The organism is Nitrospiraceae bacterium, assembly GCA_020632595.1.
GTDB lineage: Bacteria > Nitrospirota > Nitrospiria > Nitrospirales > UBA8639 > Nitrospira_E.
This window is the reverse complement of sequence record JACKFF010000006.1, coordinates 1-25052: the sequence shown is the minus strand read 5'-3', so window position 1 is coordinate 25052 and position 25052 is coordinate 1. Positions and strand designations below refer to the sequence as shown.

The following is a 25052-nucleotide window of genomic DNA, read 5'->3' as shown; positions in this document are numbered from 1 at the left end:
TCACTCGGCTTTACTGGGATCGGCGTAATAGGAAGCACTAGTTCAAAAACCTTCACCTACCGCCACTACCTCCATCAATTGCCGCATTCCACCCATCGAAGCGCCCTTTTAAGAATTGACTGACCGCCATATACATTAAGGTATTTTCCGCCATCAGGGTCATTTCTTTTTCCAAATTCACGGTATTCTCGTCTAACCCGGCTCCGGCATCCTGTTTGATGGTGTGCTGAAATATCCGGGAATCCTCTGAGGCCGTGCGCACATGTTTCGGATTGGTGACGACAGACTCTAATGGGCCATCCCCTCGAAGAACCGCATTGAAGGTTTCGTGGAAGGGCAGGATCCTGGACTTATAGCCCGGCGTTTCTTCGTTGGCCATGTTGGAGGCAATCGTTTCCTGAATACCGCTCCGGACATCCAGTGACCGCTCAAAGAGTCGCGTGCCTTCATCCCACGGGGAAATCATCATAGCCTTCTCTCCTTTCCAATTTTCATGTACTCCTGTATCTGCACCTGCATCCCCCTCCTGACTGTCCGAGAAAACCCTCACGTCCTTCCGCAAGGCAGCAACACCAATGCCAGAAAGTACCGGCAAGAAATGAACCGTAAAGCGAAAAAAGAGACCCTCCCGCTTTTCCTCGTACTCCTCAACTCTCTCACCGTACGTCGTTCATGGCCGCAAGGAAACTTTTTCCCGGATCGGCATATTTTTCCGCCCTACTCCTGCCATTCCTGACAGCCGGCAGTCGCGAGGCATCCAGATGTTCTTCCATTTCCTCCTTTTAAATACCCAAGGAAAGCCCCCCGTTTAACTGTCGATATTCCCGTAATTTATTCCGTAGGGTCCGAATACTGATTCCCAAGGTCCTGGCCGCGTGGGTCCGATTCCCATCATGGCGCTCCAGAGTTCTCAAAATAAGTTCCCGTTCCATTTCCCAGATAGTCCCACACGGCGCACTGGCATGATTGGTCGACAACACGGGCTCCTCAAACTGAAAATGTTCAATCAGTAATGGCCCATTGCCGGCTAATAGCACGCCCCGCTCAATCACATTTTCCAGTTCGCGTACGTTTCCTCGCCATGGACGCCGTTTCAAATAGGACATCGCTTCTTCAGAGATCTCGCACAGCGTGCGCCGGTTTCGCCGCAATGACCGGTTGGCAAAATATTCGGCCAATAATTGAACGTCCTCGGGACGATCACGCAGAGGGGGGATAGTAAACGGCATGACACTCAGCCGGTAATACACATCCTCACGAAACCGTCCGGCCTGTACTTCCTGTGCCAGATTCCGGTTTGTCGTGGCAATCACCCGCACATCCACCTGCACCGGCTGTCTGGAGCCAAGGCGATCCACTTCACGTTCTTGAAGGACCCTGAGTAATTTGGCCTGTAATCCCAAACTCATTTCCCCGATTTCATCCAACAACAATGTTCCCTGGTGAGCTAATTCAAACTTGCCGCATCGTCTCGCGAGCGCGCCGGTAAAGGCCCCCTTTTCATAGCCAAATAATTCACTTTCCAAGAGGCCTTCCGGCAGAGCGGCACAATTGATCGCCACAAAGGGTTGAGAGGCCCGGGGACTATGACGATGGACATGCCGGGCCAGGACTTCCTTTCCCGTTCCGCTTTCGCCTTGAATCAAAATGGTCGCCGGGCTGGCCGCCACCATCTCCAACATGCTGATGGTGTTCAACACTTTCGGATCTCTGGTCAGGAATCCTTCACGCGGCTCTTCACGGCGGCATCGTTCCTGTTCCCTCAGAACCTCCAGCCCTGACACAGGCTGCGCATCTTTTAACTGGTCGATTAATTTTTCAAGACGATCAAGGGGAAATGGCTTTTGCAGAAAATCGGTTGCCCCGTATTTAAGAGCCTCGACTGCGGCATCCACTCCACCATACGCGGTCATAACCACCACCGGCATATGGTAACCCTGGCTTCGGACTTCCCGTAAAAAATCCATCCCTCCTTTGCCCGGCAAATTCAGATCAGTCAGCACCAGCCATGGGGCCTCGCGTTCCATCCGCTCCAAACCCTCATAGCCATCTCTGGCAACCGTGACGGCATACCCGTGCTGACTCAACGCGTAAGTCAAGGCCGATTGCAACTGTTCATCATCTTCAACGACCAGGATACCCCGGCCCACTCCACCCTCGGTATCGATCATGCCAATCTCCTTTATTGGGGAAAAAATAGTTTGACCGTTGTGCCTTTGCCGGTCTGGCTTTCCATCTCAATCACGCCTTGATGCACCTGCATTATGTCTTTCACAATCGGGAGTCCCAGGCCTGTCCCTCCCTGGCGTTTCGAATAAAATGGCTGAAAGACCCTGGTGAGGTCTTCTTCGGACATGCCGCATCCTTCATCTCGAATACTCAATGCCACCCCATCGACCATGGCGGAGGCGGCCCTTCCCGGCGCCGGCCGAGAGTCCCGCCGGCAATGAATCTCAATATGACCATCAAGCGGAGAAGCCTGAATCGCATTCAAGAGGAGATTCAAAAGTGCCTGTTTTAATAACTGCTCGTGACCCAAAATCTCGAGAAGTGAGATTTCTCGCTGCCGGTGAATGGTCAGCCGTTTGATTCTGAGGGGAAACGTGGCCAGGAGCTCCACATCATCCAACAGTTCCAAGAGGTTCACGCACTGCCGATTTCCCTTCAATGGCGTGGTGGATGTTAAGAGATTGGAGACCAGTCCCTCCAATGAACGAATGGTGTGAAGTAATTGATCCGCCAGCTCACGACGTCCATTGCCGGACGGACCATCGCGCCCCAAAAGTGTGGCAAACCATTCAATACTCGCCAGTGGATTCCGAATATCATGCGCCAGCCGCCCGACCTGTTCTCCTATGGTCGCCAAACGTTCAATCTGTTCGGTTCGTGCACTGTGCGCGTCACCTTCGTATTTGAGATAACGAACCGTCAGACTGGATGGTTGATCCATGCCTCCTAACGGACAATCCCAACAGGACACACGGCCTGATTTCCACTTCCACTCTGAAAATGGAACCGATGGCCATCCCAGGTTTGTCCAGAGATCCTGAACGTGCCAATTCATCTTTTTCCAATCGATTCCTCCCATCAGCACATGGGCCTCATGATTGGCCGTCACAATCCTCCCCTTGCGGTTATAGAGCAAGGCAGGTAACGGAAGACTTTTCACCAAACGATGCAGATGATGATGCAATCGTTGCGTTTCCGCATATTTGGCCTCTAGCGCCAGACTGAGGGTTTCACTGGAGATCGTCGGCTCGGTGGTAGAGTCGAGTGTCGGCCAACTCAATTCCTTGTTCCTTCCTGAACTCAAAGCGATCATCGGTTTAGGATTTAATTGGGGCATCGGGTATCCTGGTTGGTGGCGTTTCTTTCGAGGACATTTCATCCAACACCGCCGTGGCGGCCGAACGAATGGTATGTTCCAATTCGGGAGAACGGGTTTGTAATTGACGGATTTCAGCAAGCAGTGTGGCCGCTTCATCGGACTTCCCCATGTATTCAAGCGAAGCCGCTAACCGATATTTGGCCCAGGTGTGCAAGGCCGGCGGCGCATCAAAGGCCAGGGCTTGATCGTACTGATGTTGAGCTTCGACATAGTCCCCATGATCAAACATGGCATCCCCCAAACGGAGGACATCGGAAACCTGCGTGGGTTGAATGGACACCACCTGGCGGAGGTCTTGCACCACGGACTCCATCCGCCCGAGCGCTCGATAGGCGCGTGCCCGATTCCGGAGCACATAGCGTTGTTCTACTGCACCGTCTACATGCTGGAGAGCCGACGAGAAACCTTGTATCGCCTCTTCATACCGTTTGTCCGTGAGAGCTTCCAAGGCAAGAATGGTCTCCACCCGCCCTCGTCCCTGGCCATGAGGAAACTCCCGGAGATAGGACGCCCCCGCCTCTCGCACCAAGGATCGGTTTTCCTGCTCTTGAGCAACTACCACCTGCTGCAGACGAATGTCTTCCCGAAGCGGACTGTCGGGATACTCCTTTAAGAGTTTGCCATACCAATGCCAGGCTTCAGCCGGAAGTTTCACTTGTTGATAGGCTTGCGCCACCATGAAGAGACGCTCCCGTTCCAAGGGCACCAGCTGAAACGCATCTTGATAATCGGCGTGAAACTTGAGTAGCGGCACCCAGGCTTTCGAATCATAGAAAGAACGAATCTGATGCTGTAACAAGCGGGCGAGTCGATCCTGCCCTGTCTGACGCCTGTCATCGGACGGGGTTACGACAATGAGGCGGGCATAGGCTTGAACCGCATCAGCGTATTCGCCAAGCGCCTGATAGGCTTGCCCCATCCACAACAGGCCCTCATCAGCCACATCCCTTTCCAGAGCATGACTGAGCATATCGGCCGTTTCCAGTACATAATCCCATGAGAGCGAGAGATAGATTTCCAAATCATCAAACCGATGATACACCTTGACCCAGTCCTCCTTGGCGTGCTCCCGGGTGACAAACGCCACGACCCATCTGGTGAGCGCGGCCTGTCCCCGTCGACCGGGCTCCTGGTCGGGAAAACGTTGTCGGGCTTGATCGGCAAAATACAAGGCTAGATATTCATGCCCTTCTTTCCACAACTTTTCTGATATCTGGTTCAAAGCCATACCGGCTGGCTCCTCATGCGGATGGAGATTCACCGCCAGCAAAAATCTGGATATCGCCATGTCGGGATTTCCAACGGCAAGTTCCGTTAATCCATACTGATAGGATGAAGTTCCAGACCCGCGAATGAGTTCAGGCTTTTCGGCTTCGACCACCCGATACCAGTAATACGCTTGCTTCCAAGCCTTCGCCATGGCCGTAGCATCCGCCAACCCTAATGCAGCCTTGAGGCGATGGCCACTCCATTTGGGTTCTTCCACCACTCGTCTGAGAATCAGCGCCGCCTCCAAATATTGCTTATTGCTCAGATACCCTAGCCCGGCTTCGACCATGACTCCACCCGCTAACGGATGATCGGGATAGGACCGGAGAAAATCTTCGAATATTCCGCTGGCTTCTGAAAACCATCCAGCCTCCCAATACACATTACCCATGGCACACACGGCCCATGGGACATACACACTCCCCGGATCATTCATTTTCATCGCTTGGAGACGTTCGATGCGTTGAAATTTTTCTCTCCCGGGTTCATCCAAGGGATCAGGAAGAGAGGCCAGAACCCAACGGGTCCCTTCTGCAAACTGCCCATGTTCCTGCTCATTCAGATAGGTGGCAAACATCTTTCTGGCTTCCAAGAGTTGTCCCGCCCGCAAGGCATCCTGCCCCTTTCGAAGAATCTCCGGCATAACCATATCGCGGGAAACATACCAGGAAAAATCAGAACAAGGGCCTCCCAAAACTGCGCTGGGCCAGATCACACAGAACAGCACAATCCAAGTACATTTCCTCACTTTTGGTTTCTGCTCCAACCTGATAGACCTCTTCAGCAAAAATTAGACCGGAGTCATTCTTGCCGATGACAAAAAATCGACCACAGGGTTTTCGTTGAAAAACCAGGAAGTTTTGTCAGGACGACGACGAACGGACAAAATTGCCGCCGTCAAGGAGTTGACGGAATGGTCAGAACCTCAGGCTTGTTCAAAATGGGAAGGCAAACACAGGGTAGGAAAGGCCGGGTGTCCTCGATCGTTACACGTCAGCCAGATCTTCGGATGGGGTGGCACGTTGTGCCACCACTTCGGCCAGGGATTTCTTTTTTAACTTTTCAATGAGGGTGGTGCGATTGATTTGCAAGAGACGAGCCGCTTTACTTTTGACCCAATTCGTTCGCTCGAGCGCTTCAAGAATCAACCGGTTTTCAAACTCCTCAACCGTCCTCGAGAGATCCATCCCGGCCACAGGAATTGCCGCGGGCATGGTTGGGAGATGAGAGGAGGGTAATCGCCGGATTTTTTCCGGTAAATCTTCCGGGACGATCAGCCCCCGCCGTTTCAAGATCGCAATCCGTTCAACGATATTTCCAAGTTCCCGAACATTTCCCGGCCAGGGATATTCACATAAGAGACTCATGGCATCATCAGCCACCCCGGTGAGCTCCGCTTTTCGGCGATCATTGAACATTGTGATGAAATGCTGAAGTAAGAGGGGGATATCTTCGACCCGATGCCGGAGAGGAGGGACAAGAACCGGCACCACATTTAACCGATAAAATAAATCTTCCCGAAATTGTTTCGCAGCCACCAGGGATTCAAGGTCCTGATTTGTGGCGGCAATGACACGAGCATCCGACTTATATGTTCGAGTACCTCCTACCCGTTCAAACGTTCGCTCCTGTAAGACACGAAGAAGTTTGACTTGGAGGGGAGGACTCAGATCACCGATTTCATCAAGGAAAATGGTTCCCCCGGTCGCCAACTCAAATCGTCCGACTCGTGATGCGACCGCTCCGGTAAAGGCACCTTTCTCATGACCGAACAATTCACTTTCTAATAACGCCTCGGGAATCGCTCCGCAATTGACAGGAATCAAGCTTCCCTGGCGCCGCGTGCTATGACAATGAATGGTTTGGGCAATTAATTCTTTGCCGGTTCCACTTTCTCCTAAAATCAGCACGGTACTATCGGTATCCGCCACGCAATCGATCAGCTGAAACACTTCTTGCATCACCTGACTGGAGCTAATGAGTTTTCCTAAACTAAATTGGCCCCTGACGGTTTTTTTCAATTCGACATTCTCGTCCTGAAGACACTTAACACGTATGGCACTGGCAAGCGTGGCACTCAGCACATCCATGGAAAAGGGTTTAGAGAGAAAATCAAAGGCACCGGCTTTAATCGCTTTCACCGCCATCTCCACCGACCCATATCCCGTCATGACGATCATGACCGGATGATTGGGAAGCTGCGTAATGCGCTGAACCAGCTCAATTCCGTTAATGTCGGGGATCATCACGTCGGTCAGGACAACATCGAACTGGGAGGACTCGGCCAGCACCAAGGCATCGCCGCCGGATTCCGTGTCTACAACCTGATGTCCCTCATCCTCAAGCTGCAACTTGATGGACTCCCGCACATCGACTTCATCTTCAACAAGCAGGATCCTGGCAACCTGTTTCGCGATAGCTGATCCAGCAGAATCGAATGCCTCCATGATTAGCCTCCCTCTCAGCCCAGATAAACGCCCATACCGTTGACCAGGTTGGGCGGTAAAGGAACATAGCTACCCCATTTGACGGGGAAGGTCAAGAGTTGTCTACTAATTTGCTCCAATCGTTGCCGGGTCCCTTCCCCTCGTCTAGTCAAACCTCGATAAGACGCTGAATTTCCCATGAACGATCACCGCCCTTTGATCCGAGGGTATATTTAAGAAATATCCAACACGTTCCGACAAGAATACCTAGAGAAAAACGGAAGGAACCTCTGACGCACGATCCCGACGACCCATGGACACGCCACATCTTCCACAACCCGCCCCCATGCCGATATTCATTCTCTTTGATACCCAAACCGGCTATCTCTATGGTCACCTCTTTGCAACGGGTCCGGAAGATCCTTTTCTTCAGGAAGTCATTGACTGGTGGAGCCATTATTGCTCAAACAGGCCTATCGGGGTGGATTACCCGGGCGTCACCAAGCACCAGGAATTAGCCAGTAGTCCTGCCTCCAATTAATCAGGGCAACACCGTCCAAATTGCCAATCCGGATCGGAATACCAACATCAGTCCTGACAGGTGGATGATTACAATATTCGCATTGGCTTCCGTCTGATCAATCGTATTGCCGGATGGAAGATCTTGCGGGAAAAACCCTCCGGTCAACGCAGAAAACCCCAAGGCCCGTCGATTGGAAATGAGCACGGCCACATAGTCATTCACAATACTCTTCACCAAGACCTCTCCGGCTCCCCAAGGTTCCCGTTTCCAACGACCCAGATCACTTTGAAAACCGTAAGCCGCCTGTCGACCTTGAACAATAATCATTTGGGGAGTGACCGTGGCGGTGATCACTTCCTCGGCCGAGGAAAGATTCATTTCCACCCACCGTTGCAACCGACCTGAAAAACCAAGCAACCGTGTGGTTGTCTGAACAAATCCCGTCACACCTTTGCTTTCAACCACCAGTACGTCTTCCCCCGGCGCTAACACCCTCCTGGCAATTCCCTCGCCGGACGTGATGCCAAACAACTGTCCTCTTGCCAACGTAATGGTGACCTGATCAGTAACGACTTCTTGCGACCAGACATGAAGCGGCCAGAAGGCTAAGCCCCATAGCACCATCACCGGAAACGCGCGCATGCGCATGGCCATAATCCGCATGACGGTTACCGATAGTCCCAAGGAATTCCACGCTCTCCCGCCATGATGGGGCCCAAAATCAACTTCATTAATTGCGTCCCATGCCCTTGGGTACCCCACAACCCGGTCAGACTGATAAGAAATTCAAATTGTGAGCGGTCAGGAAGCCTTGTATATGTAAGCCCGAGGGAAAAACATCGGCAAGGATTTTGGTATAGCCCGACCACATCCCATTCCGCAGTCTGTCCCGTCCGTAAGTCATGATACCACTTGGTGCCCAGGGTCACACCATGCGGCAAACGCACTCCACCACCAGTGGTCAGATAGAGAATTTCCTCATCCGGAGCCAACACCTCATTAAACGACACGGGATTCCAAATATCTCCACGGCGCACTCTCGTCCCCGCTTTGGTATACCGCTGACCAACGGTCATATACCATGTCTGCCGGCTTTGGATGAGCACATCCGTGTTCATCTGAGAAAAATATTTCCTATTCGGATCGTAAAAGGCATCAACCCTCAGATTGAAGGCCGAGATGAAGGCTGAGGAATCGACCGGTGAATGAAAATCCCCCCGTGTCCAGATATCTGAAAAGCGGGAGGCGAAGGGCGGGGGATCGGCCACATGATAACTTTGGGCAAAGAACAGATCCAACCAGGCATTGGACGTCCCGCCACCAATTTGGCTCAGACGATTTCTCAAGGAATAGGTCACCAGGCTCTTTTGAATCAAATCATCCACCGCATCGATCTGAACTAATTCGGATTGTTTTGTCTGTGGCACATACTCATAAATTACATTCGGTTGTATAGAATGCCGGATCCAATTCCCATCGCCGAGGGAAAACCGTTTTGAGACATTCGAGAACAATTCAGCGCCGGCCCAAAAGGTTTCACGATGTTGCGCTGATTTGTCAGTCAGTCCTCGGCTATACCCGACTTCACGAAATTTCACCTGGGGACGGAATCCCAATGCATGCCCCAGATGGAGCCCTTCCATTGACAGTCCCGGCATCACATCGATACGGCCGACATCGAATCCCGTCTGCCTGTGAAATTGCACCGCGGTCGTTTCCGCAGTCAGCGATATGGGACTGCCCAAGACACTGGGATTCACGAAGCGATGCCCGATTTCCGGTAAACGCTGAAAGGTCGTACTCCCGCCGGTGCTTAACGGCTGAATATATTGACCAGAAAAATACAGCGCTCCATGATCAAGCCGTTGCAAAATAGTGAGATGAGACTCTTGGCTGGGTAAAGCCCGTTGAGTCCCGGAACTGCTAAAATTCTGCAAAACCGTTCGATCACTTGAAAAATTGGCGCGCATTCGTAAGGACAAATCAGGATTAAATTGCTGAACATGAGCTCCTCGAACTTCTGCCCGCCCACGATTTTGCTGGGTATCATAAAGCGAGCGTACCAACCATTCTCCCTTTGTGAGCCGATTCCACACATAGCGATATTCCAGATCCGCGCCTCCTCCACGCTCCGTTAAGATTTGGGGGGAAATGGTTAAATCATTGCTGGGATTGATGGCCCAAAAATACCCCTGCCGATACTGGTAACCGAAATTAGTATTGTACCCGGTAGTAGGAAACAAGAATCCGCTTTTTCGAGAAGCGCCCAGCGGATATCGAAAGGTGGGAAGCGGGAACACCGGCACATCGTTCACATTGAACCATACGCCTTTACCAAACAAACTGTCCTCATATTCCACATCCATATCATGAAAGTTAAATCGCCAGGCTGGAATCTCGCCATTCTTCGCATCACAATTGGTAAAGGAACCCTCCTTGACCCGATAATGGGTTTCAGAAAACCGCTGGAGACGTCGGCCCGTCACAAAGGAATTCTGCTCCTTGAGAAAAATACTACCATTGATGATCACACCCGCTTCGGTATTGAGATTGAGTTCAAGCTCCTCCGACCAGATATCGGTCTTCTCATCTCGTAAATGCACATGCCCACGCGCCGTGAGACGCCCCGTAAGCTTTTGTAGCGTGGCTTCATCCGCATTGAGATGAATGGGTCCGCGTGTGATATCCACAGCCCCGGTCGCTTGATATTCTTCCCGATTATTATCATATTCAATCCGGTCGCCATTAATGGCGACGGGAACTCCCTCTGAAGTTGGTTCGGCAGAGCCCTTCCCAGCTGAGGAAGCAGCAGGGACTTCCTCGGATTCCACAGCGGGACCATCCGGTTGCCCGAACACGGTGTCTCCCGCTGACAGTATCGTGAAAAAGATGAATACACCAAGCAACAATTTATGGGAACGGGGCCAATGAACACGCCGGTTATCTCCCGGGCTCGCACACGTCACGTTGGGGAACCCGGCTGAGTGAGCCGATTGAGTACCTCCCCAACCAGGAATAACGACCCGGTCACACAGATCACATCTGCGGGTTTCGCGATGTCTTTGGCCCTGCAAACAGCCTCCCATGAATCTGCAAGTAGACACGGCACCAGATCATCGCGATCGACGGCCTGACTGAGCTCATCTACCGACGCCGCCCTTTCCATCCGTGGCTGGGTGAGAATCAGGTGGTCAACAAGAGGAATCAACACACGCAAAAATCCCCGAAGATTTTTGTCGCGCATCATCCCAACCACCAAAATAAGTTGTCGTCCCGCGCCATCATGAATTTGTGAGTGAAGAAAGTCAAATAACACCTGAGCCCCAGCAAGATTGTGCGCGCCATCCAGAAGCAAAAATGGATTTCGTTGCACGATTTCTAAGCGACCTCTCCATCTCACGTCTTGCAAACCGGTCCGGATGGCCGACGGTGAAATAGGGAATATGCTATCGACAGCCATCTCCAATACCGCCAGAGCATTCGTCGCATTCACCATCTGATGCCGGCCTGGCAAATTCGTCTGTAGTCCTGGAAGCGTCCATCGCGGCCCTTGATAGGTAAACGTCGTTGCGCTGTTTTCCAGAAGAAAAAACTCCTGACCCATCCGAAAGCATGGTGCCTGCCACTTCCTGGCCTGGATTTCAAAAATCTGGAGAATCTCTTCCGGCATGGGTCCCAAAACCACCGGAGCCTTTTGTGTAATGATGCCGGCCTTCTCCCTTGCAATCTTCTGCAGAGAGTCTCCCAAATAGGCCTCATGATCAAAACTAATCCCTGTTATCAAAGCCCCCATGGGGCTCAACACATTGGTCGCATCAAACTGTCCGCCCATTCCGACTTCCACCACCGCAATATCCACTTGTTGGTTTTTAAAATGGAGAAAAGCCAGCGCGGTCGTAAATTCAAAAAATGTCAGTGTTCCGAGTGAATCGGCAATTCGCCGGATTTGCTCGGTCAGGGCACAGACCCATTCTTCCGAAATGTCTGTTCCCTGAACACGTATGCGCTCCCGGAAATCAATCAAATGCGGGGAAGTATACAGACCAACCCGATACCCGTTCGCTTGAAGGATGCTGGCCAGCATGGCTGAGGAGGAACCCTTCCCGTTCGTGCCGGCAATATGAAGGGTGGGATATTGGCGCTGAGGATTCCCCAGCCTGGCAAGAATATCGGTAATGGCTTCCAGGCCAAGCTTGATACCAAACCGGTGCAAGGAGAAAAGATAGTCAAGCGTTTCTGGATAACTAGCCACAGGAATCGAAACCGGGCGGGAGACTATAAAGGGAAGGAGATTTCGTATCAATAATAACTACAACGTATGACTTTCCCCACGAACGGAATATCCCATCGGCATGGCTGCTGGGATCCACCGGGGCTCAAGGCAGTCCAGCCCTTTCGGCGATTACTCCGAAGGGGAAGAGACTTCTGTCACACAATGCGCAAGCAACGTTTCCAGGGTTGGCTTAAGATTTTTTCGTTCCACGATATGATCAACCATGCCATGTTCCAGCAAAAACTCAGCACGTTGAAAGCCTTCAGGCAAATGCTCTTTGATCGTTTGCTCTATGACCCGTGGGCCTGCAAACCCAATCAGCGCCTTCGGTTCCGCTAGAATGATATCCCCTAACATCGCGACACTGGCAGTGACCCCGCCAAACGTCGGATCCGTTAACAGGACAACGAAGGGAATTCGAGCTTCTTGTAGTTTCGCCAAGGCTGAAGCCGTTTTGGCCATTTGCATGAGTGACAAAGTCCCCTCTTGCATTCGTGCTCCACCGGAAGTCGTGACCAATAAAAATGGCATATGCCCCGTCAGCGCGTGGTCGATTGCCCGACAGATTTTCTCGCCGACTACCGATCCCATGCTCCCACCCATGAATGAAAAGTCAAAAATGCCAAGCGCAACGGGTTTCCTGCCAATTTGACATCGCCCGGTCAAAATCGCTTCTTTCTTCCCCGTTTTTTCTTGAGCCTTGTGAATGCGCTTGCGGTACGGCAATGTGTCCACAAATTGAAGGGGATCCACTGGGACTAAATCTTCATCCCATTCCTCGAATGAACCTGGATCGACGATCAATTCCAATCGCTCACCAACCGATAGCGGAAAATGGTATTGGCATTTCGGGCAGACTTTTAAATTTCGCTCAACCTCGCGTTTAAAAATAATGGCGCGACACACTGCGCATTTAACCCACATCCCTTCCACAATTTTAATGGACGTGCCTTCGGGATCCGTGTTTTTATTCCGTTTAAACCATCCCATAAATCAGTCTATCCTTAAGCTTCTCTCATAAACGCACCGCACGCGAACCTAGATACAGATCTGGCTGAGCTAGAGAAAATGCGAAAAAGGCAGGGAAAGAACACAACCAGGAATCATGAACTCCGACACAGTCTTCGATCACGACGCGACATTAGCATAGGAAGGTTGACCCGGCAAGAATCGATTAAGGTAGCCGACTCTTCCACCCAGACCATTCGGGTGTATTGGCAGCAGGTGGAGCCGACATGGAATAAGGAGAAAACGCGGGGGATCAGCCACCCCTTGCATGCATTTCCAAATGTGGATCTTGGCGCAACCGCTCAATATCAATGTACCGGCCACGACCGCTGACCTGTTCAAGCTCTTTGCGTTCTTCCGCACCCCGATCTTTTCGGTTTTCCCAGACAGCCTGTATGATGGAGAGAATATCTTCTCGTGATCGTTCCATTCGAAGGAGCTTGCGAAGGTCAACACCGGTTTTGGCATACAAGCACAAATACCACATCCCGTCAGCCGTCAGACGACTCCGGTCACATGTCGAACAGAAAGGCACGGTAGTGGAAGAGATAATACCAAATATAGTGCCATCTGATAGCTGGAATCGCTGCGCAGGAGCCGAACTGACCTCCTCCACCGGCTCGACGGAACCATAATACTCACCGACCATTTTCAAGATCTCTTTCCGGGAAAGGACCTTTTCCGCCGACCAGTCATTGGCTCCACCGACATCCATATATTCAATAAAACGAACTTCTCCGTTGACCTGCTTGCCGTATTCAATCAAGGGAATAATTTCATCCTCGTTGTACCCCTTCATGGCGACCGTATCCAGCTTCAACCCTTTGAACCCGACCCGTCCCACTGAAGCAATGCCTTCCAACACTCTGTCCAGAGTATCGCGTCGAGTCAGTGCTTTAAACCGCGCGGGCTTCAATGTATCCAGACTCACCGTGACCCGATGGAGCCCGGCATCGAAAAGAGCCTGCGCCTGCTCGCTCAACAACACCCCATTGGTGGTCATCGCAATATCGTGAATGCGAGAGTTTTGACGAAGCATTTTGATGAGTTCCGCGACATTATTGCGTAATAGAGGTTCGCCGCCGGTAATACGAACTCGATCAATTCCCCGATTGGAAAATAAATTCGTCAGGAAGGCGATTTCTTCGAATGTCAACAGATTTTCCCGAGGAAGCCACACATAATTTTCCTCAGGCATACAGTACTGACAACGTAAATTGCATCGATCGGTCACTGACACCCGCAAGGATCGCAAGGGACGTCCCCAGACATCTTTAACCGCTTCCGGCAGAGTCACGGCTCCCCCCCCATCCATTATGGGTGTTCCTCCACCCACACTTCGCCTTCAGGCGTCGTTTCCATTTTCCAGATTGGAGTAATTTTCTTGAGTTCATCGATACACCATTGGCAAGCCTTAAACGCATCAGCACGATGTTCAGCCCCAACGATGATCAGCACAATATTTTCACCAATTTCAATGGGACCATAGCGATGCAGGACCAATGCCTCAATAATGGCAAAATCACGAAGTGCCTGTTCTCGGATTTCTTTGAGCTTTTTCTGGGCCATCCCTTCGTAGTGATCAAAACTCATGGAACTCACGTCTCGACCCTTGGAGCGATCACGAGCCGTACCCAAAAACATGGCAATTCCCCCGATTCGACGGGACCGTGACCGCACTCGATCCAATTCTTCATCAATGGAAAAATTTTCCAGTTGCACCCGAACCAGCATGCTTTCTTCTAATTCAACAGCCATTGGATTGCCCTTTCTCCTGAGATCATAATTCGCCTGATCCTCCCGCAAAGGGAGGCAATAATGCGACCTCATCAGCCGTATCCAGCACCGTGTCCCAATGAGCGATTTCTTGATTCACCGACACCAGCACTTTTTTCTTTTCGAGCAATTCACCAACCTGAGGATATTCCCTCTGTATGGCATGAACCAGATCCTTAACCTGTTCACCTTCGGAAAAGGCCACTTCTAAATCCTTCCCACCGGGAATCATGGTCTTCAACATCCCGAATAATTTAATCTTCACAATTTAAAACTCCCATGACCAAGCTCGAAGAATGGTCATCATCGTTCCTACCCGCTTTGTCGACCACGGACATACGTGCCTGACTTTCCCCCGGATTTTGAAACCAGGGCGATCTCTCCAAACTCCATGCCTTTATCTACGGCCTTACACATATCATAAATCGTCAGAGCTGCCACGGAAACAGCTGTCATGGCCTCCATTTCCACTCCGGTATTTCCAGTGGTTTTCACCGTTGCGACAATCGTAATAACACACCGTCCGTCAGAATTAGGGTGGGAGTCTTCTTGGAAGTCGACATCCACTCCTGTGAGAAGTAAGGGATGGCACATTGGGATCAGATCCGGGGTCCGTTTGGCCCCCATCACACCGGCTACCTGAGCCACGGCCAGCACATCACCCTTCGTAATTCGACCTGCAAGAATTTTTTCAAGGGTTTCCGGCAAGACAAACACTTTCCCCTCTGCAACCGCCACACGCTCGGTTGGAGACTTGTCCGTCACATCCACCATTCGAGCCCGTCCGGACTCATTAAAATGCGTAAGATTTGCCATCGTCAAAAATAATCAGAGATGAAAATTTCTCTTGAAAATCAGTAAATTATAAAGACAGAGGAAAAAGGACGTCAAGCAAGGGATCCCTTCTGAGTATTCGCTTGACAGCCAAGCTCATTCCACCTATAAACAGTCGTAAAACCTTATCATACAGACAGTTTCTCCTATGGAATCCACCACTAATATAGCCAATCCTTCTCTCGCCAACAAAAAATTAGGCCTCCTGCTCTCAACCTCACCCGAACATCCCAATGCAGAGACAGTCTACCACCTCTCCAAAACCGCGTTAGCTAATAAGGTGGATACCTATTTGTATTTTATTGATGAGGGAGTCAAAAACCTAGAAGACCCGAGATTTTCGGAGTTGGCGAAGAACGGACTGAAACTATTTGTGTGCGCCTATGGATGCCAACAACACCACATCTCAACTGACGGGTATGGCAAAGAAGTGACTTTTTGCGGCTTGGTTATTCTCTCAAACATCATCGACGGATGCGACCGTTTCCTGGCCTTCAATTAACTTCCCCCACAACTCCCACCTCTGAGTCTCGGGCAAATGGTAGGAAGTCCCAGAAATCCAAGACAGTTATTTTGTGGACCAACCTCATTTCAAGTTTCCTCCTTTTTTATTGACCTGAGAAAAGGGTCTGGCCGCCATCGTAAATGCCATTTTCATAAAATTTTTCCTGTCGGGAATTTAAATCCAGTCAGGATCGTCCTCTCTTCATGATGTGTAAGATTCAAAATTTTCAATTGAAACTAAACCAGCCAGACGGTACAGTAGAAAACAATGCTAACTTCAACACGGCATTTGATTCTTGAGACCGCCATAGACCTGCTGGGACGAAACGGCGTCAGTGCGTTGACGCTTGAGCATGTCGCTCGAGAAGCCGGAATCAGTAAAGGTGGCTTACTCTATCATTTTGAGGGAAAGGAACAGTTACTCGCGGGGCTTATCGAATTACTCATCCAGGATTTAGAACGCAAACAGGTTGGAGAATTTCTCACTAGCTCCATTCATGAGGAACATCCAGGCATGGCTCTTAGCCATGAGATTATCGACAATCCCGCCCATAATCGGTCCCTTCGTGGAGAAGAAATTGCCTCCATTCTCATGGCGGCGTTTTCCATCAATCCCCGCCTACTTGAACCCATTCGAGAGCGGTACCAAAATTGTCAGAGCATTTTTCTGGCCAATACCATCGATCCGACTCGTTCCCTCTTGGGGCGGCTGGCTGTCGAAGGGCTTTGGTTCAGTGAGGCCCTTGGATTAGCGCCACCCACGCGCGAGCAACGAGCCACTGTTGTTTTGGAGATCCAATCTCACACACAATCAGGAGAACCCATGAGAGACACGTCCACAACCACCATACCCACACCGCCTCATGACGCCATCGCGGAATTGGCTTCCTTTAAGTCACATGTGGAGGAACTCGAACGACAAGCATACCAACCCACCCAAACCTCTGCGCGTGCACTGCTCGCGAAACAAAATCCGAAAGGGTTTTGGCAGGGAGACTTGACCGCCGACACAACATTGGAATCCGACTATGTGTTGCTTTTACTCTGGCTCTATCCACCAGAGAACGGGGCGTGGGAGCCCAGAATTCAGACAAAAGTCAAGGAAGCCATACGCACCATCCTTGACCGGCAACTTTCAGATGGTGGGTGGAACATTTATACCGAAGGACCGGCCGAAGTTAACGCCACCACCCGAGCATACGTCGCGCTTCGAGTGGGTGGTTATGATCCCGACCAACCACTTATGCAGCGTGCGCGTGAACGCATTCTTGCCCTCGGAGGCCTTCAAGCCACCAATAGCTACACGAAAAATAACCTGAGCATGTTCGGTCTCTTCCCGAGAAAGTACACTCCAAGCGTTCCACCCGAACTTGTCCTGATCCCTGGGAATGTCTTGTATGAAATTTCATCGTGGAGTCGGGCCATCGTCGTCCCCCTTTCCATTCTTCAAGCGTCCGGAGTACAACGCAGCGTGCCCGGGAATTGGACCGTTGACGAACTCATGGTGCCCAATCGAAAACTGAGGCTCCCGAGAAAAGATCCCTTTTCTCTCATGTTTCATCAGGTGGACAAGATATTAAAAATCTGGGAAAAGCGGGGATTTAAGGATGTTCGCGCTAAGGCGATACGCGAAGCAGAGAAGTGGATGTTAGATCACATGCGGTTCACGGATGGATTGGGAGCAATTTTTCCGGGAATGATGTATGCCCTTATGGCGATGGATGCTCTGGGCTATGAGCGGGACCACCCGGACTTCATTGACACACTAGGGCAGCTTGAAGGACTCATTCTTGAGAAAGAAGATGCTTTGCAGTTTCAGCCAAGCTTGTCCCCCGTATGGGATACCGCTATCTCAATGTTTGCATTAGGAGAACTCGGTGTTGGTGAACCGCAAGCCATGCAGCGGGCAGCCGACTGGCTATTAAGCAAGGAGATTCGCCGCAAAGGAGACTGGTCGGTCAAGCGACCGGATTTGCAACCTGGAGGATGGCCTTTCCAATTTGCGAATGAACTCTACCCGGATATCGACGACACCGCCATGGTCTTGTTGGCCCTACAACATGCCAAGGCCTCCGATCCCGACCGGCAGACCCGCGCCGAAGGTCGTGCCATCAATTGGTTATTAGGGATGCAATCCTCAGACGGGGGTTGGGCTGCCTTTGATGTCGATAACAACTGGGCCCTGCTGAATAAGGTCCCATTCGCAGACCACAATGCCATGCTTGATCCCAGCTGTCCGGATATCACCGGACGGGTGCTAGAGGCACTCTGCCGGCGTGATTACACATACCAACACCAGGCAATCGCGCGTGCCGTCCAATTTCTCCTGGGCCACCAACAAGCCGATGGGAGTTGGGATGGACGCTGGGGCGTAAATTATACCTATGGGACATTCCTCGCCGTGCGTGGCCTTCGCGCAAGTGGCTCCCCCGCTGCAAACGCCGCCATCCAGCGTGCCGCCACATGGGTACGCTCAATCCAAAACCAGGATGGGGGTTGGGGGGAAAGCTGTGCTAGCTATGAAAAACAGGAATTTGTTCCAGCATCAAGCACCCCTTCACAAACAGCCTGGGCTCTGCTTGCACTTGAGGCGGCTGGCGATCGAACCTCAAAACCCGTTCATCGTGGAATCGACTGGCTGCTCACCCATCAGAATCAGCAAGGAGAGTGGGACGAGGAACTCATGACTGGAACCGGATTCCCCAACGTTTTCTATTTGAAATACCATTTGTACTCTCACTACTTTCCTTTATTGGCGCTTGCCACTTGGCAAGCAGGATTAAAAAACTCATGACCACCCTCTGCGCTCAGATAAACGAATCCCTTCTCGAATTTCCCAGCAATCTTAGAAAATTGCGCCATTCTAAGAAATAAACCAGGGACTCACGGAAATTATTCTGCAGCCTGATTTTCAGAGCAAGAGACAAGACAGTCCTGCCCGACAGCCCTTTCGCCTTTCCTTTCGTCTTTGCTTGGGGCAGGTTTTTTTCAGAATCCCCGCTACCGTTGGCTTTCAGGTTTCCAGCTCAGACCGATATTCAGAATTCGTTGAATCAGGGCTTCATAGGAAATACCGGCTCGTTCAGCCGACTCAGCCAGATCTTCGCCATACGCCAATTGAGCATTTGGATTGGCTTCCAATATATACAGGTGCTCCTGGGGATCCAACCGGAAATCCATTCGGGCATAGCCGTTCAAGCCCAAAATATGAAAGACCCGTTTTGCCGTTTGTTGAATATGCCGCACCAGCTTAGGATGTAGACCCTCAACCTCACCCGATTGAATCCCATATTTTTTTTGATATTTCGTACTCCATTTCACCCGGGCTGTGGCAATCGGCAGCGCATCAGGAGGAAGATTTTTCAAGTGCAACTCCCAAACCGGCAGGGCTTGTAAGCGTCGATTACCTAGCACGCCCACATAGAGTTCCCGCCCTTCAATGTACCGCTCGACAATGACGCTTGTGCCTACACTCTGATGCACAAATTCAACACGTTCTTTGAGTTTGTCTTCGTCATGGACGATAGAGGCCTGAGAAATGCCGAGGGACGCTTCTTCACTAATGGATTTGACAATGACCGGAAAGGGAAACTCGTCTGCCCACTTGATCACTCGCCCCAGTGGATAGACCACAAACTCCGGGCATCGGATGCCGTGATAGGCCATAATTTTTTTTGACCAGCCCTTATCCCGGGTAAGCACAAGCCCCTTGGGATTACATCCGGTATAAGGAACTCCCAGAAGCTCCAAATAAGACACGACATTTTGATCAAACTCCGGATTGCCATTGAATTCTTCCAGCAGATTGAAAGCAATGTGCGGCTTCCAATCCGTTACCAGCTTATCAATAACACTTAAATCATCTCTGACACCGACAGCCATAACCTCATGGCCGAGATCCCGGAGAGTGGAGACCACATCAAATTCGGTTTTCCATTCAACCTCAGCCAGATCGGCATGCTCCACATCGTCGGGTGGCACGAGATCCTGATGCATAAGGGCCATGACACGAAGCTTTCTCATAACACCACCCGATGCCGTCCACCATGCAAATAGTTCATCGTTTGCACCGTCAATAAAATCGTAAAGTCCACTTTGGCCTGCTCTTCAGGAACAGCTAATCGCAAATTCCGTTCACGGCAATGTGCCATCATATCTTGTAAAACTTGATCAATGGTATATTGATACTCTCCCGTCCATGCAGCGACTTTCCGTCGAACTTCTTTTCTGAATTTCCTGATAAAATTCTCCGCGGACGGATTTGGGGATTGATCCGGATCCCCGGAAAAGAGACGCCGCAAGTCCCGATCATAAAAGTTTGGGTAGTCCAGCCCATACCGTTCCCGCTTGTCTTTATAATGTTCCCGGAGCGTTTTGTGCAGTCGCTGAATAGGGTCCACCTGTTCCCTGGTCGTCACAATCGGCGCAACCCCCGCCAACTCCTTCATAAGCCGGTCCATATATTCCAGTTTTTTTAGTGCCGGCCATCCGGCATAACGTTCACGCCAATGGGAGTGCGGGGTAAGCCAGACGGCAAAGGTTTCGGCAAAATCCTCGTCCGGATGACTCTGGGCATACCACATATCAAGATGCAACACAAAGCTTTTACTATAGGGCTTTGGCAAATAACAATCGGGATACGGAACCGAAGTATGCCCGAACATTTGTTGCCGGCTGCGCCGCCGCCGTAAGCGGTAGGCATTCTCAATCGCATGGCCCGTTTCGTGTCGAAGAATCCGCATACACCATTCCGGGGTCCCGCCCTCCACTTCCAACATTTGATTAAGTTCCAGCTTCGCTAACCGCGGATGCCCCATATAGAACGGCACGGCAAGACCCGGCGTGCCATCAGGCGAATACCAATCGTCCGACAACCAGACATGGGGGCGAAACACTAACCCGTGATCTTTCAATTCGCGGTATAACTGACGAACGCATTGACCCAATTCGGTTCCGGAAATGCGAAGCTTCAAATCGGACAACCGGAGATTCAACAATTGTTCATCAGTCCAGGAAACCCATTCGGGCTCTGCGGGAACAGGGGGCTGAAAATCCGGCTGAAGATCCAAACTCATAACCTCCCGTACCAGTGTTGGTTTCGAATCATCATCAAAATCACTTTCGTGAGAATCAGACTTTGGTCTCTTACCAGACCCTTCCGGATCAACCGCCAGATGAAGCTCAAATCTTCACTCCATTCCCTCACTAAGTTAAAACCTGGACGATGTCTTATCTATTCTCATTTACCCACTTAAATTCCATAGCTTTTACCTTTTTGCCTATGGTAGATTGCCCCTCTTTTTTAGGATTCCTTCATTCAGGACCATGCAATTTTTTATTCACACTCCGAGTCAGCGCGTCTGAAGAATCAGTGCTCAAGGCTGTATTCATTTTTTTTGGTCCTCATTCATTTTCTCGGCCAAATGCCTGTAAGCTTTCTTCCCTGTTGATTCTGACGACTCCTGTAGCCTGACCGGTAGAACCACAGGAGATTCATCTATGTATCGCTGTGAAAAATGCCAAGGAACGATGTTGCTCGATCGAGAAGTCGACATGGAATCAGGAATGTCTCTTCTGGTTTTCTGGTGTATCAATTGTGGCCTACGGAAACAAGCCGAGCGGGCACCGATTCCTCTCATCGAAGTATCCTAGCGCAAACGCGTAATTTCTCAATCGTTCGACCCGGATTGGCAGATAAATCCTGTGCGTTCTGCCTATTCGGGTCATGGATAAGCATTTCAGGGAATCGGGGAAAAAAAGACAGCGTAGTGATGCCCCGTCTCATTGCCCACCATTCCTGCTCGGGCCCGAGAAAGGCGTCGGATTCGCTTCTTATGAGAGCATGGAATTCCGATGTAGGCAGTCCATCACCGGAAACCAGGAAAATGTAGCCCCGCTGACAACCATCAGGACCCAGGAGAGAAGGAGGATTTAGGAATCCGCATCCAATTCCACATTCCAGTATAAGTAATCCCGCCAACTTTCCGGGGCGTGGCGGATGCCGATCATGAGGGTCAGCCGTGGAGTCCACTTTGGCTTGACGGGTTCCTTAAGTAATTTCATGCCTGCCTCATGGGGAACACGCCCGCTTTTCCGGTTATTACATCGCCAACACGCCGTCACAATGTTTTCCCATGTTTTCTTCCCACCTTTGGCAATTGGCACCACATGATCAAACGTCAATTCTTCGGTGCGAAACCGTGTATAGCAATATTGGCAGGTGTACCCGTCACGGGTAAAAATATTAATACGAGAAAATTTCACCGCATGATGATTCGAACGAAGCTTGACCATGTTGAGAAGACGCATCACGGAAGGCAATTTAAAGGAAATGGACACCCCTCGAATATCCCGATCATAAAATTCAAGGACTTCGACTTTTCCTTGCCATAACAAATTGATGGCTTTTTGCCAGTGCACAACTCGCAATGGCTCGTAGGTAGCATTGAGTAGGAGAGTCATTTCCATACAAACGTACTCTAGAGACCTCGCCAGGTTGGAGGAAACCCTGTTCCTATATCACCGACGAATCCAGAGAATCAAGAGAGACCATTTGGCTCTTGTTGTGGCATGAAGAAGTTGATATATTAGGGGTTTTTGCCGCTTAGAGATGACCATGCCCTTGAACTTTCATCCAGTTGCCAAGATTCAAGATCTCCCTCCAGGCACTTGTCAAAGCATTGAGCTCCAGGATCACGGCATTGCCTTATTTAATGTCGAAGGAGTGGTTTATGCCCTGGATAATACCTGTCCACATGCCGGAGGGCCACTGGGAGAAGGATTTGTAGAGGGCAACTTCGTCGAATGCCCCTGGCACGGATGGAAATTTGATATCAAAACCGGGGTTTGCCAAAAAAACCCGAGCCCGAGCTGGAACGTGCCGTGTTATGAAGTACAGGTGGTTGATGGCGTCATTCACGTCGCCCCACCAACAACTGAGAATAGGCAATTATAAAATCCTACAAACTCTGGAATTTTAAAATTCCCTTCCTACCAAGCACTTTCCCTGACTAATCACTACAACACACGCAGCAACTCCGAGACATCCAGGTAGACCCAGAAAGCTCTTTACATGAGAAGAACGTCCTTAGCAGACTCTTCTTCGAGTGCGCTCAGAACAGGTAATTTCAGCATCATGCCTGGAAGGGATGAAATTTGATCGCCATGGGGAAGTGGCGGCAAATTCTCAAACGGCATTAATTGTTGGGCGGCTAACGAGATTACACGAATCGACTTTTCCTTGCTATCCACTCTCCAGGCATATTCCCGCTCGATCCACTCCATGGAACCCTTCTCCCGCACAATTTTACGTACCATATATTTATCTTCGCCCTGTGCGGCCACCTGCCAATCTCCTTCATGAAACGGAATGCCTTTGGTTTTCAAATCATCCACCATTAATTGAACCGCTTCGTCCAGCGTATAACCTTGCCGGGATCGGTGATTTTTGACCAATTCCAACGCCTCCAACGCAAGCGGGTCATCTGGAAGGTGATACCCTGTCGGCTGGACATAGCGATACAGCACAAAAAATCCGATGACCAGGAAAACAACGAGAAGATACCCGATGATCTTTTTAAATTGATTCGACATGCCTGTTATCCATGGTGGTCTTTGTAAAAATTCCTATTTAACGAAAATGTATTATTCCGCATCCAGAGACACCCGATCATGTGACGACCGGTATCCTGTAGGTGTTATAGCACACATGATTCTATTGTGCCTCCTGCGCTTAGCTTTTCCCTGCAACATCCCCCTGTTGGAACAATCAGGCTTATTCAGCCAATTCTCCATCTGCCGGTTCCTGATTGCAGTTGTCCCGTAATGCCTCTTTTAAGGCCTGGATTACCTTATTATTATCACGTGGGTAGCGAATGGCAAGGCGAAGTGACGGCTGATGTATTCCGGAAAAGGTCCGACAATCACGGACGAGAATTCCCTGTTGTGTCAGCCGTGAAACAAGACTGACTGTTACACATTTTGAAGGCAACTCCACCATCACAAAATTCGCGGATGCCGGAATAATCCGCAGTCCAGGGACTTCACGTAACGCCGTCATAAATCGTTGTCGTTCCTGTTGCATATACTTCACACTTCGCTGTCGAAACTTGACGTCATTTAACGCCGCGACACCGGCCTCTTGCGCAAAATGGCTGACCGACCAGGGAGGAAGCAGCCGACGGATTGTGTTAACCGTCTCCGGCGCCCCCACCAAGTACCCGAGACGAATTCCGGGCATACCATAAAATTTCGTAAAACTTCTGAGGATAAGCAATCGTCTGGCGTTCGGAATTTCTTTGATGAGGGAATGGGAGGGGCAAAAATCAATGAAGGCCTCGTCAACCACCATCCAAAGCCCGGCTTGTTCAATTTGCCGATAGAGCGTTCGAAGAGATCGTGCCGTCACCGCTCTTCCTGTCGGACTGTTCGGATTACAAACAAATACAGCCGCAGATGATTCTTCGTTTCTGAACGCTTTCTTCTGAGAACCGGCGCAGCGGATACGGTCCACCAGAAGCGAAAGCTGTTTCAGGGGAGGAACATACTTGTCCCCGGACGTAGCCAGGACATACGTACAGCGCGCACCCGCTATATCAAGAGACGCCTCATACTCCATGAACGTAGGACCAGCGACATATCCCTGGCAAAGAGACAGAGCCAAAGGTAAGATCCGAATCAATTCAGACGACCCGTTACCCAACACAATCGAGTCCGATGAGATTCCATGCTCTTTGGCCAGGCGCATGCGCAAATCTTCAGCCGATGGATCGGGATAATGTCCGCAGGAAGGTAAGGCTTGCTGCATCGCCTCCAACACTGAGGAGGGTGGACCAAACGGATTAATACTGGCACTGAAATCCAAAAAGGAGTCCACCGGCCGGCCAAGCGCTTTTGCAATTTGATAAACCCGCCCCCCGTGCACAACCGGGTGGGTCACCACACTACCCAAGCCATGATCCCCATAACCAGTATCCCATAGGCCATCCCCATGACTTGTAACGCGACAGGAATGAGCACCATGGTACATGGTGTGATCGGATCACCTAAACT

General features: G+C 50.7%; 23 protein-coding genes. 5 read left to right on the top strand and 18 right to left on the bottom strand.

Annotated features, from left to right (window positions below):
* Nucleotides 1–52 precede the first annotated feature (52 nt).
* The 5 genes from flgB to H6750_12120 form a co-directional block, all read right to left on the bottom strand.
* The gene (gene flgB, locus H6750_12140; protein MCB9775053.1) at nt 53–469 is read right to left on the bottom strand and encodes a flagellar basal body rod protein FlgB; all 417 of its coding nucleotides are present in this window, start codon (nt 467–469) and stop codon (nt 53–55) included.
* A 313-nt stretch (nt 470–782) separates the two neighbouring features.
* A complete protein-coding gene (locus H6750_12135; protein MCB9775052.1) occupies nt 783–2171 on the bottom strand; it encodes a sigma-54-dependent Fis family transcriptional regulator in 1389 nt (462 codons plus the stop codon).
* A gap of 11 nt (nt 2172–2182) precedes the next feature.
* The gene (locus H6750_12130) at nt 2183–3346 is read right to left on the bottom strand and encodes a hypothetical protein (protein MCB9775051.1); all 1164 of its coding nucleotides are present in this window, start codon (nt 3344–3346) and stop codon (nt 2183–2185) included.
* Entirely contained in the window at nt 3327–5300 is a 1974-nt protein-coding gene (locus H6750_12125; GenBank protein ID MCB9775050.1) for a tetratricopeptide repeat protein, read from the bottom strand. The genes H6750_12130 and H6750_12125 overlap by 20 nt, the downstream gene beginning before the upstream one ends.
* 343 nt (nt 5301–5643) lie before the next feature.
* Nucleotides 5644–7104, bottom strand: a complete 1461-nt coding sequence (locus H6750_12120) for a sigma-54-dependent Fis family transcriptional regulator (GenBank protein MCB9775049.1) — start codon at nt 7102–7104, stop codon at nt 5644–5646.
* Between the two features lie 292 nt (nt 7105–7396).
* On the opposite strand from H6750_12120, the gene H6750_12115 reads away from it, so the two are divergent.
* Nucleotides 7397–7624, top strand: coding sequence for a hypothetical protein (locus H6750_12115; protein ID MCB9775048.1), 228 nt, complete (start codon nt 7397–7399; stop codon nt 7622–7624).
* On the opposite strand, the gene H6750_12110 is transcribed toward H6750_12115, so the two are convergent.
* From H6750_12110 to moaC, 8 genes are all read right to left on the bottom strand, one after another.
* On the bottom strand, nt 7625–8290 hold the full coding sequence (locus H6750_12110) for a hypothetical protein (GenBank protein MCB9775047.1): 666 nt from the start codon (nt 8288–8290) through the stop codon (nt 7625–7627).
* Nucleotides 8275–10464, bottom strand: coding sequence for an LPS-assembly protein LptD (locus H6750_12105; protein ID MCB9775046.1), 2190 nt, complete (start codon nt 10462–10464; stop codon nt 8275–8277). Before H6750_12105 ends, H6750_12110 begins: the two co-directional genes overlap by 16 nt.
* A 104-nt stretch (nt 10465–10568) precedes the next feature.
* The gene (locus H6750_12100; protein ID MCB9775045.1) at nt 10569–11858 is read right to left on the bottom strand and encodes a bifunctional folylpolyglutamate synthase/dihydrofolate synthase; all 1290 of its coding nucleotides are present in this window, start codon (nt 11856–11858) and stop codon (nt 10569–10571) included.
* Nucleotides 11859–12008: 150 nt separating this feature from the next.
* On the bottom strand, nt 12009–12869 hold the full coding sequence (locus tag H6750_12095; protein ID MCB9775044.1) for an acetyl-CoA carboxylase carboxyltransferase subunit beta: 861 nt from the start codon (nt 12867–12869) through the stop codon (nt 12009–12011).
* 271 nt (nt 12870–13140) lie between these two features.
* Nucleotides 13141–14202 (bottom strand): GTP 3',8-cyclase MoaA, encoded by a 1062-nt coding sequence (gene moaA, locus H6750_12090; protein MCB9775043.1) that lies wholly within the window; start codon nt 14200–14202, stop codon nt 13141–13143.
* Entirely contained in the window at nt 14202–14645 is a 444-nt protein-coding gene (locus tag H6750_12085) for a molybdenum cofactor biosynthesis protein MoaE (protein MCB9775042.1), read from the bottom strand. Before H6750_12085 ends, moaA begins: the two co-directional genes overlap by 1 nt.
* A 22-nt stretch (nt 14646–14667) precedes the next feature.
* Nucleotides 14668–14928 carry a MoaD/ThiS family protein gene (locus tag H6750_12080; protein MCB9775041.1) on the bottom strand — a complete coding sequence of 87 codons (261 nt, stop codon included), beginning with the start codon at nt 14926–14928 and terminating at the stop codon, nt 14668–14670.
* A 47-nt stretch (nt 14929–14975) separates the two neighbouring features.
* Entirely contained in the window at nt 14976–15479 is a 504-nt protein-coding gene (gene moaC, locus H6750_12075; protein MCB9775040.1) for a cyclic pyranopterin monophosphate synthase MoaC, read from the bottom strand.
* A 166-nt stretch (nt 15480–15645) separates the two neighbouring features.
* Here moaC and H6750_12070 point away from each other — a divergent pair, with 166 nt between their 5' ends.
* Nucleotides 15646–15999, top strand: coding sequence for a DsrE family protein (locus H6750_12070; GenBank protein ID MCB9775039.1), 354 nt, complete (start codon nt 15646–15648; stop codon nt 15997–15999).
* 270 nt (nt 16000–16269) lie between these two features.
* The gene (shc, locus tag H6750_12065) at nt 16270–18795 is read left to right on the top strand and encodes a squalene--hopene cyclase (GenBank protein MCB9775038.1); all 2526 of its coding nucleotides are present in this window, start codon (nt 16270–16272) and stop codon (nt 18793–18795) included.
* A gap of 206 nt (nt 18796–19001) precedes the next feature.
* Here the strand turns inward: shc and H6750_12060 are convergent, their stop codons facing one another.
* A complete protein-coding gene (locus H6750_12060; GenBank protein MCB9775037.1) occupies nt 19002–20024 on the bottom strand; it encodes an ATP-grasp domain-containing protein in 1023 nt (340 codons plus the stop codon).
* Nucleotides 20021–21070: a hypothetical protein gene (locus H6750_12055; protein ID MCB9775036.1), complete on the bottom strand. Its 1050-nt coding sequence runs from the start codon at nt 21068–21070 to the stop codon at nt 20021–20023. Before H6750_12055 ends, H6750_12060 begins: the two co-directional genes overlap by 4 nt.
* 430 nt (nt 21071–21500) lie before the next feature.
* On the opposite strand from H6750_12055, the gene H6750_12050 reads away from it, so the two are divergent.
* On the top strand, nt 21501–21653 hold the full coding sequence (locus tag H6750_12050) for a hypothetical protein (protein ID MCB9775035.1): 153 nt from the start codon (nt 21501–21503) through the stop codon (nt 21651–21653).
* 279 nt (nt 21654–21932) lie between these two features.
* On the opposite strand, the gene H6750_12045 is transcribed toward H6750_12050, so the two are convergent.
* Nucleotides 21933–22463 (bottom strand): HNH endonuclease, encoded by a 531-nt coding sequence (locus tag H6750_12045; protein ID MCB9775034.1) that lies wholly within the window; start codon nt 22461–22463, stop codon nt 21933–21935.
* 154 nt (nt 22464–22617) lie between these two features.
* Between H6750_12045 and H6750_12040 the strand changes: the two genes are divergently transcribed.
* Complete coding sequence (locus tag H6750_12040) at nt 22618–22956, top strand: non-heme iron oxygenase ferredoxin subunit (protein MCB9775033.1); 339 nt, start codon at nt 22618–22620, stop codon at nt 22954–22956.
* A 113-nt stretch (nt 22957–23069) separates the two neighbouring features.
* Here H6750_12040 and H6750_12035 read toward each other — a convergent pair whose 3' ends face one another.
* Both H6750_12035 and H6750_12030 read right to left on the bottom strand, forming a co-directional pair.
* Entirely contained in the window at nt 23070–23594 is a 525-nt protein-coding gene (locus tag H6750_12035; GenBank protein MCB9775032.1) for a hypothetical protein, read from the bottom strand.
* Between the two features lie 181 nt (nt 23595–23775).
* Complete coding sequence (locus tag H6750_12030) at nt 23776–25029, bottom strand: threonine-phosphate decarboxylase (protein MCB9775031.1); 1254 nt, start codon at nt 25027–25029, stop codon at nt 23776–23778.
* Nucleotides 25030–25052: the final 23 nt, after the last annotated feature.

What these genes read in the sequence shown, in the direction of transcription:
- flgB (MCB9775053.1), bottom strand. Translation starts at nt 469, where the DNA reads ATGATGATTTCCCCGTGGGATGAAGGCACGCGACTCTTTGAGCGGTCA.
- H6750_12135 (MCB9775052.1), bottom strand. Translation starts at nt 2,171, where the DNA reads ATGATCGATACCGAGGGTGGAGTGGGCCGGGGTATCCTGGTCGTTGAA.
- H6750_12130 (MCB9775051.1), bottom strand. Translation starts at nt 3,346, where the DNA reads ATGCCCCAATTAAATCCTAAACCGATGATCGCTTTGAGTTCAGGAAGG.
- H6750_12125 (MCB9775050.1), bottom strand. Translation starts at nt 5,300, where the DNA reads ATGCCGGAGATTCTTCGAAAGGGGCAGGATGCCTTGCGGGCGGGACAA.
- H6750_12120 (MCB9775049.1), bottom strand. Translation starts at nt 7,104, where the DNA reads ATGGAGGCATTCGATTCTGCTGGATCAGCTATCGCGAAACAGGTTGCC.
- H6750_12115 (MCB9775048.1), top strand. Translation starts at nt 7,397, where the DNA reads ATGGACACGCCACATCTTCCACAACCCGCCCCCATGCCGATATTCATT.
- H6750_12095 (MCB9775044.1), bottom strand. Translation starts at nt 12,869, where the DNA reads ATGGGATGGTTTAAACGGAATAAAAACACGGATCCCGAAGGCACGTCC.
- moaA (MCB9775043.1), bottom strand. Translation starts at nt 14,202, where the DNA reads ATGGATGGGGGGGGAGCCGTGACTCTGCCGGAAGCGGTTAAAGATGTC.
- H6750_12085 (MCB9775042.1), bottom strand. Translation starts at nt 14,645, where the DNA reads ATGGCTGTTGAATTAGAAGAAAGCATGCTGGTTCGGGTGCAACTGGAA.
- moaC (MCB9775040.1), bottom strand. Translation starts at nt 15,479, where the DNA reads ATGGCAAATCTTACGCATTTTAATGAGTCCGGACGGGCTCGAATGGTG.
- H6750_12070 (MCB9775039.1), top strand. Translation starts at nt 15,646, where the DNA reads ATGGAATCCACCACTAATATAGCCAATCCTTCTCTCGCCAACAAAAAA.
- shc (MCB9775038.1), top strand. Translation starts at nt 16,270, where the DNA reads ATGCTAACTTCAACACGGCATTTGATTCTTGAGACCGCCATAGACCTG.
- H6750_12060 (MCB9775037.1), bottom strand. Translation starts at nt 20,024, where the DNA reads ATGAGAAAGCTTCGTGTCATGGCCCTTATGCATCAGGATCTCGTGCCA.
- H6750_12050 (MCB9775035.1), top strand. Translation starts at nt 21,501, where the DNA reads ATGTATCGCTGTGAAAAATGCCAAGGAACGATGTTGCTCGATCGAGAA.
- H6750_12045 (MCB9775034.1), bottom strand. Translation starts at nt 22,463, where the DNA reads ATGACTCTCCTACTCAATGCTACCTACGAGCCATTGCGAGTTGTGCAC.
- H6750_12040 (MCB9775033.1), top strand. Translation starts at nt 22,618, where the DNA reads ATGCCCTTGAACTTTCATCCAGTTGCCAAGATTCAAGATCTCCCTCCA.
- H6750_12035 (MCB9775032.1), bottom strand. Translation starts at nt 23,594, where the DNA reads ATGTCGAATCAATTTAAAAAGATCATCGGGTATCTTCTCGTTGTTTTC.
- H6750_12030 (MCB9775031.1), bottom strand. Translation starts at nt 25,029, where the DNA reads ATGTACCATGGTGCTCATTCCTGTCGCGTTACAAGTCATGGGGATGGC.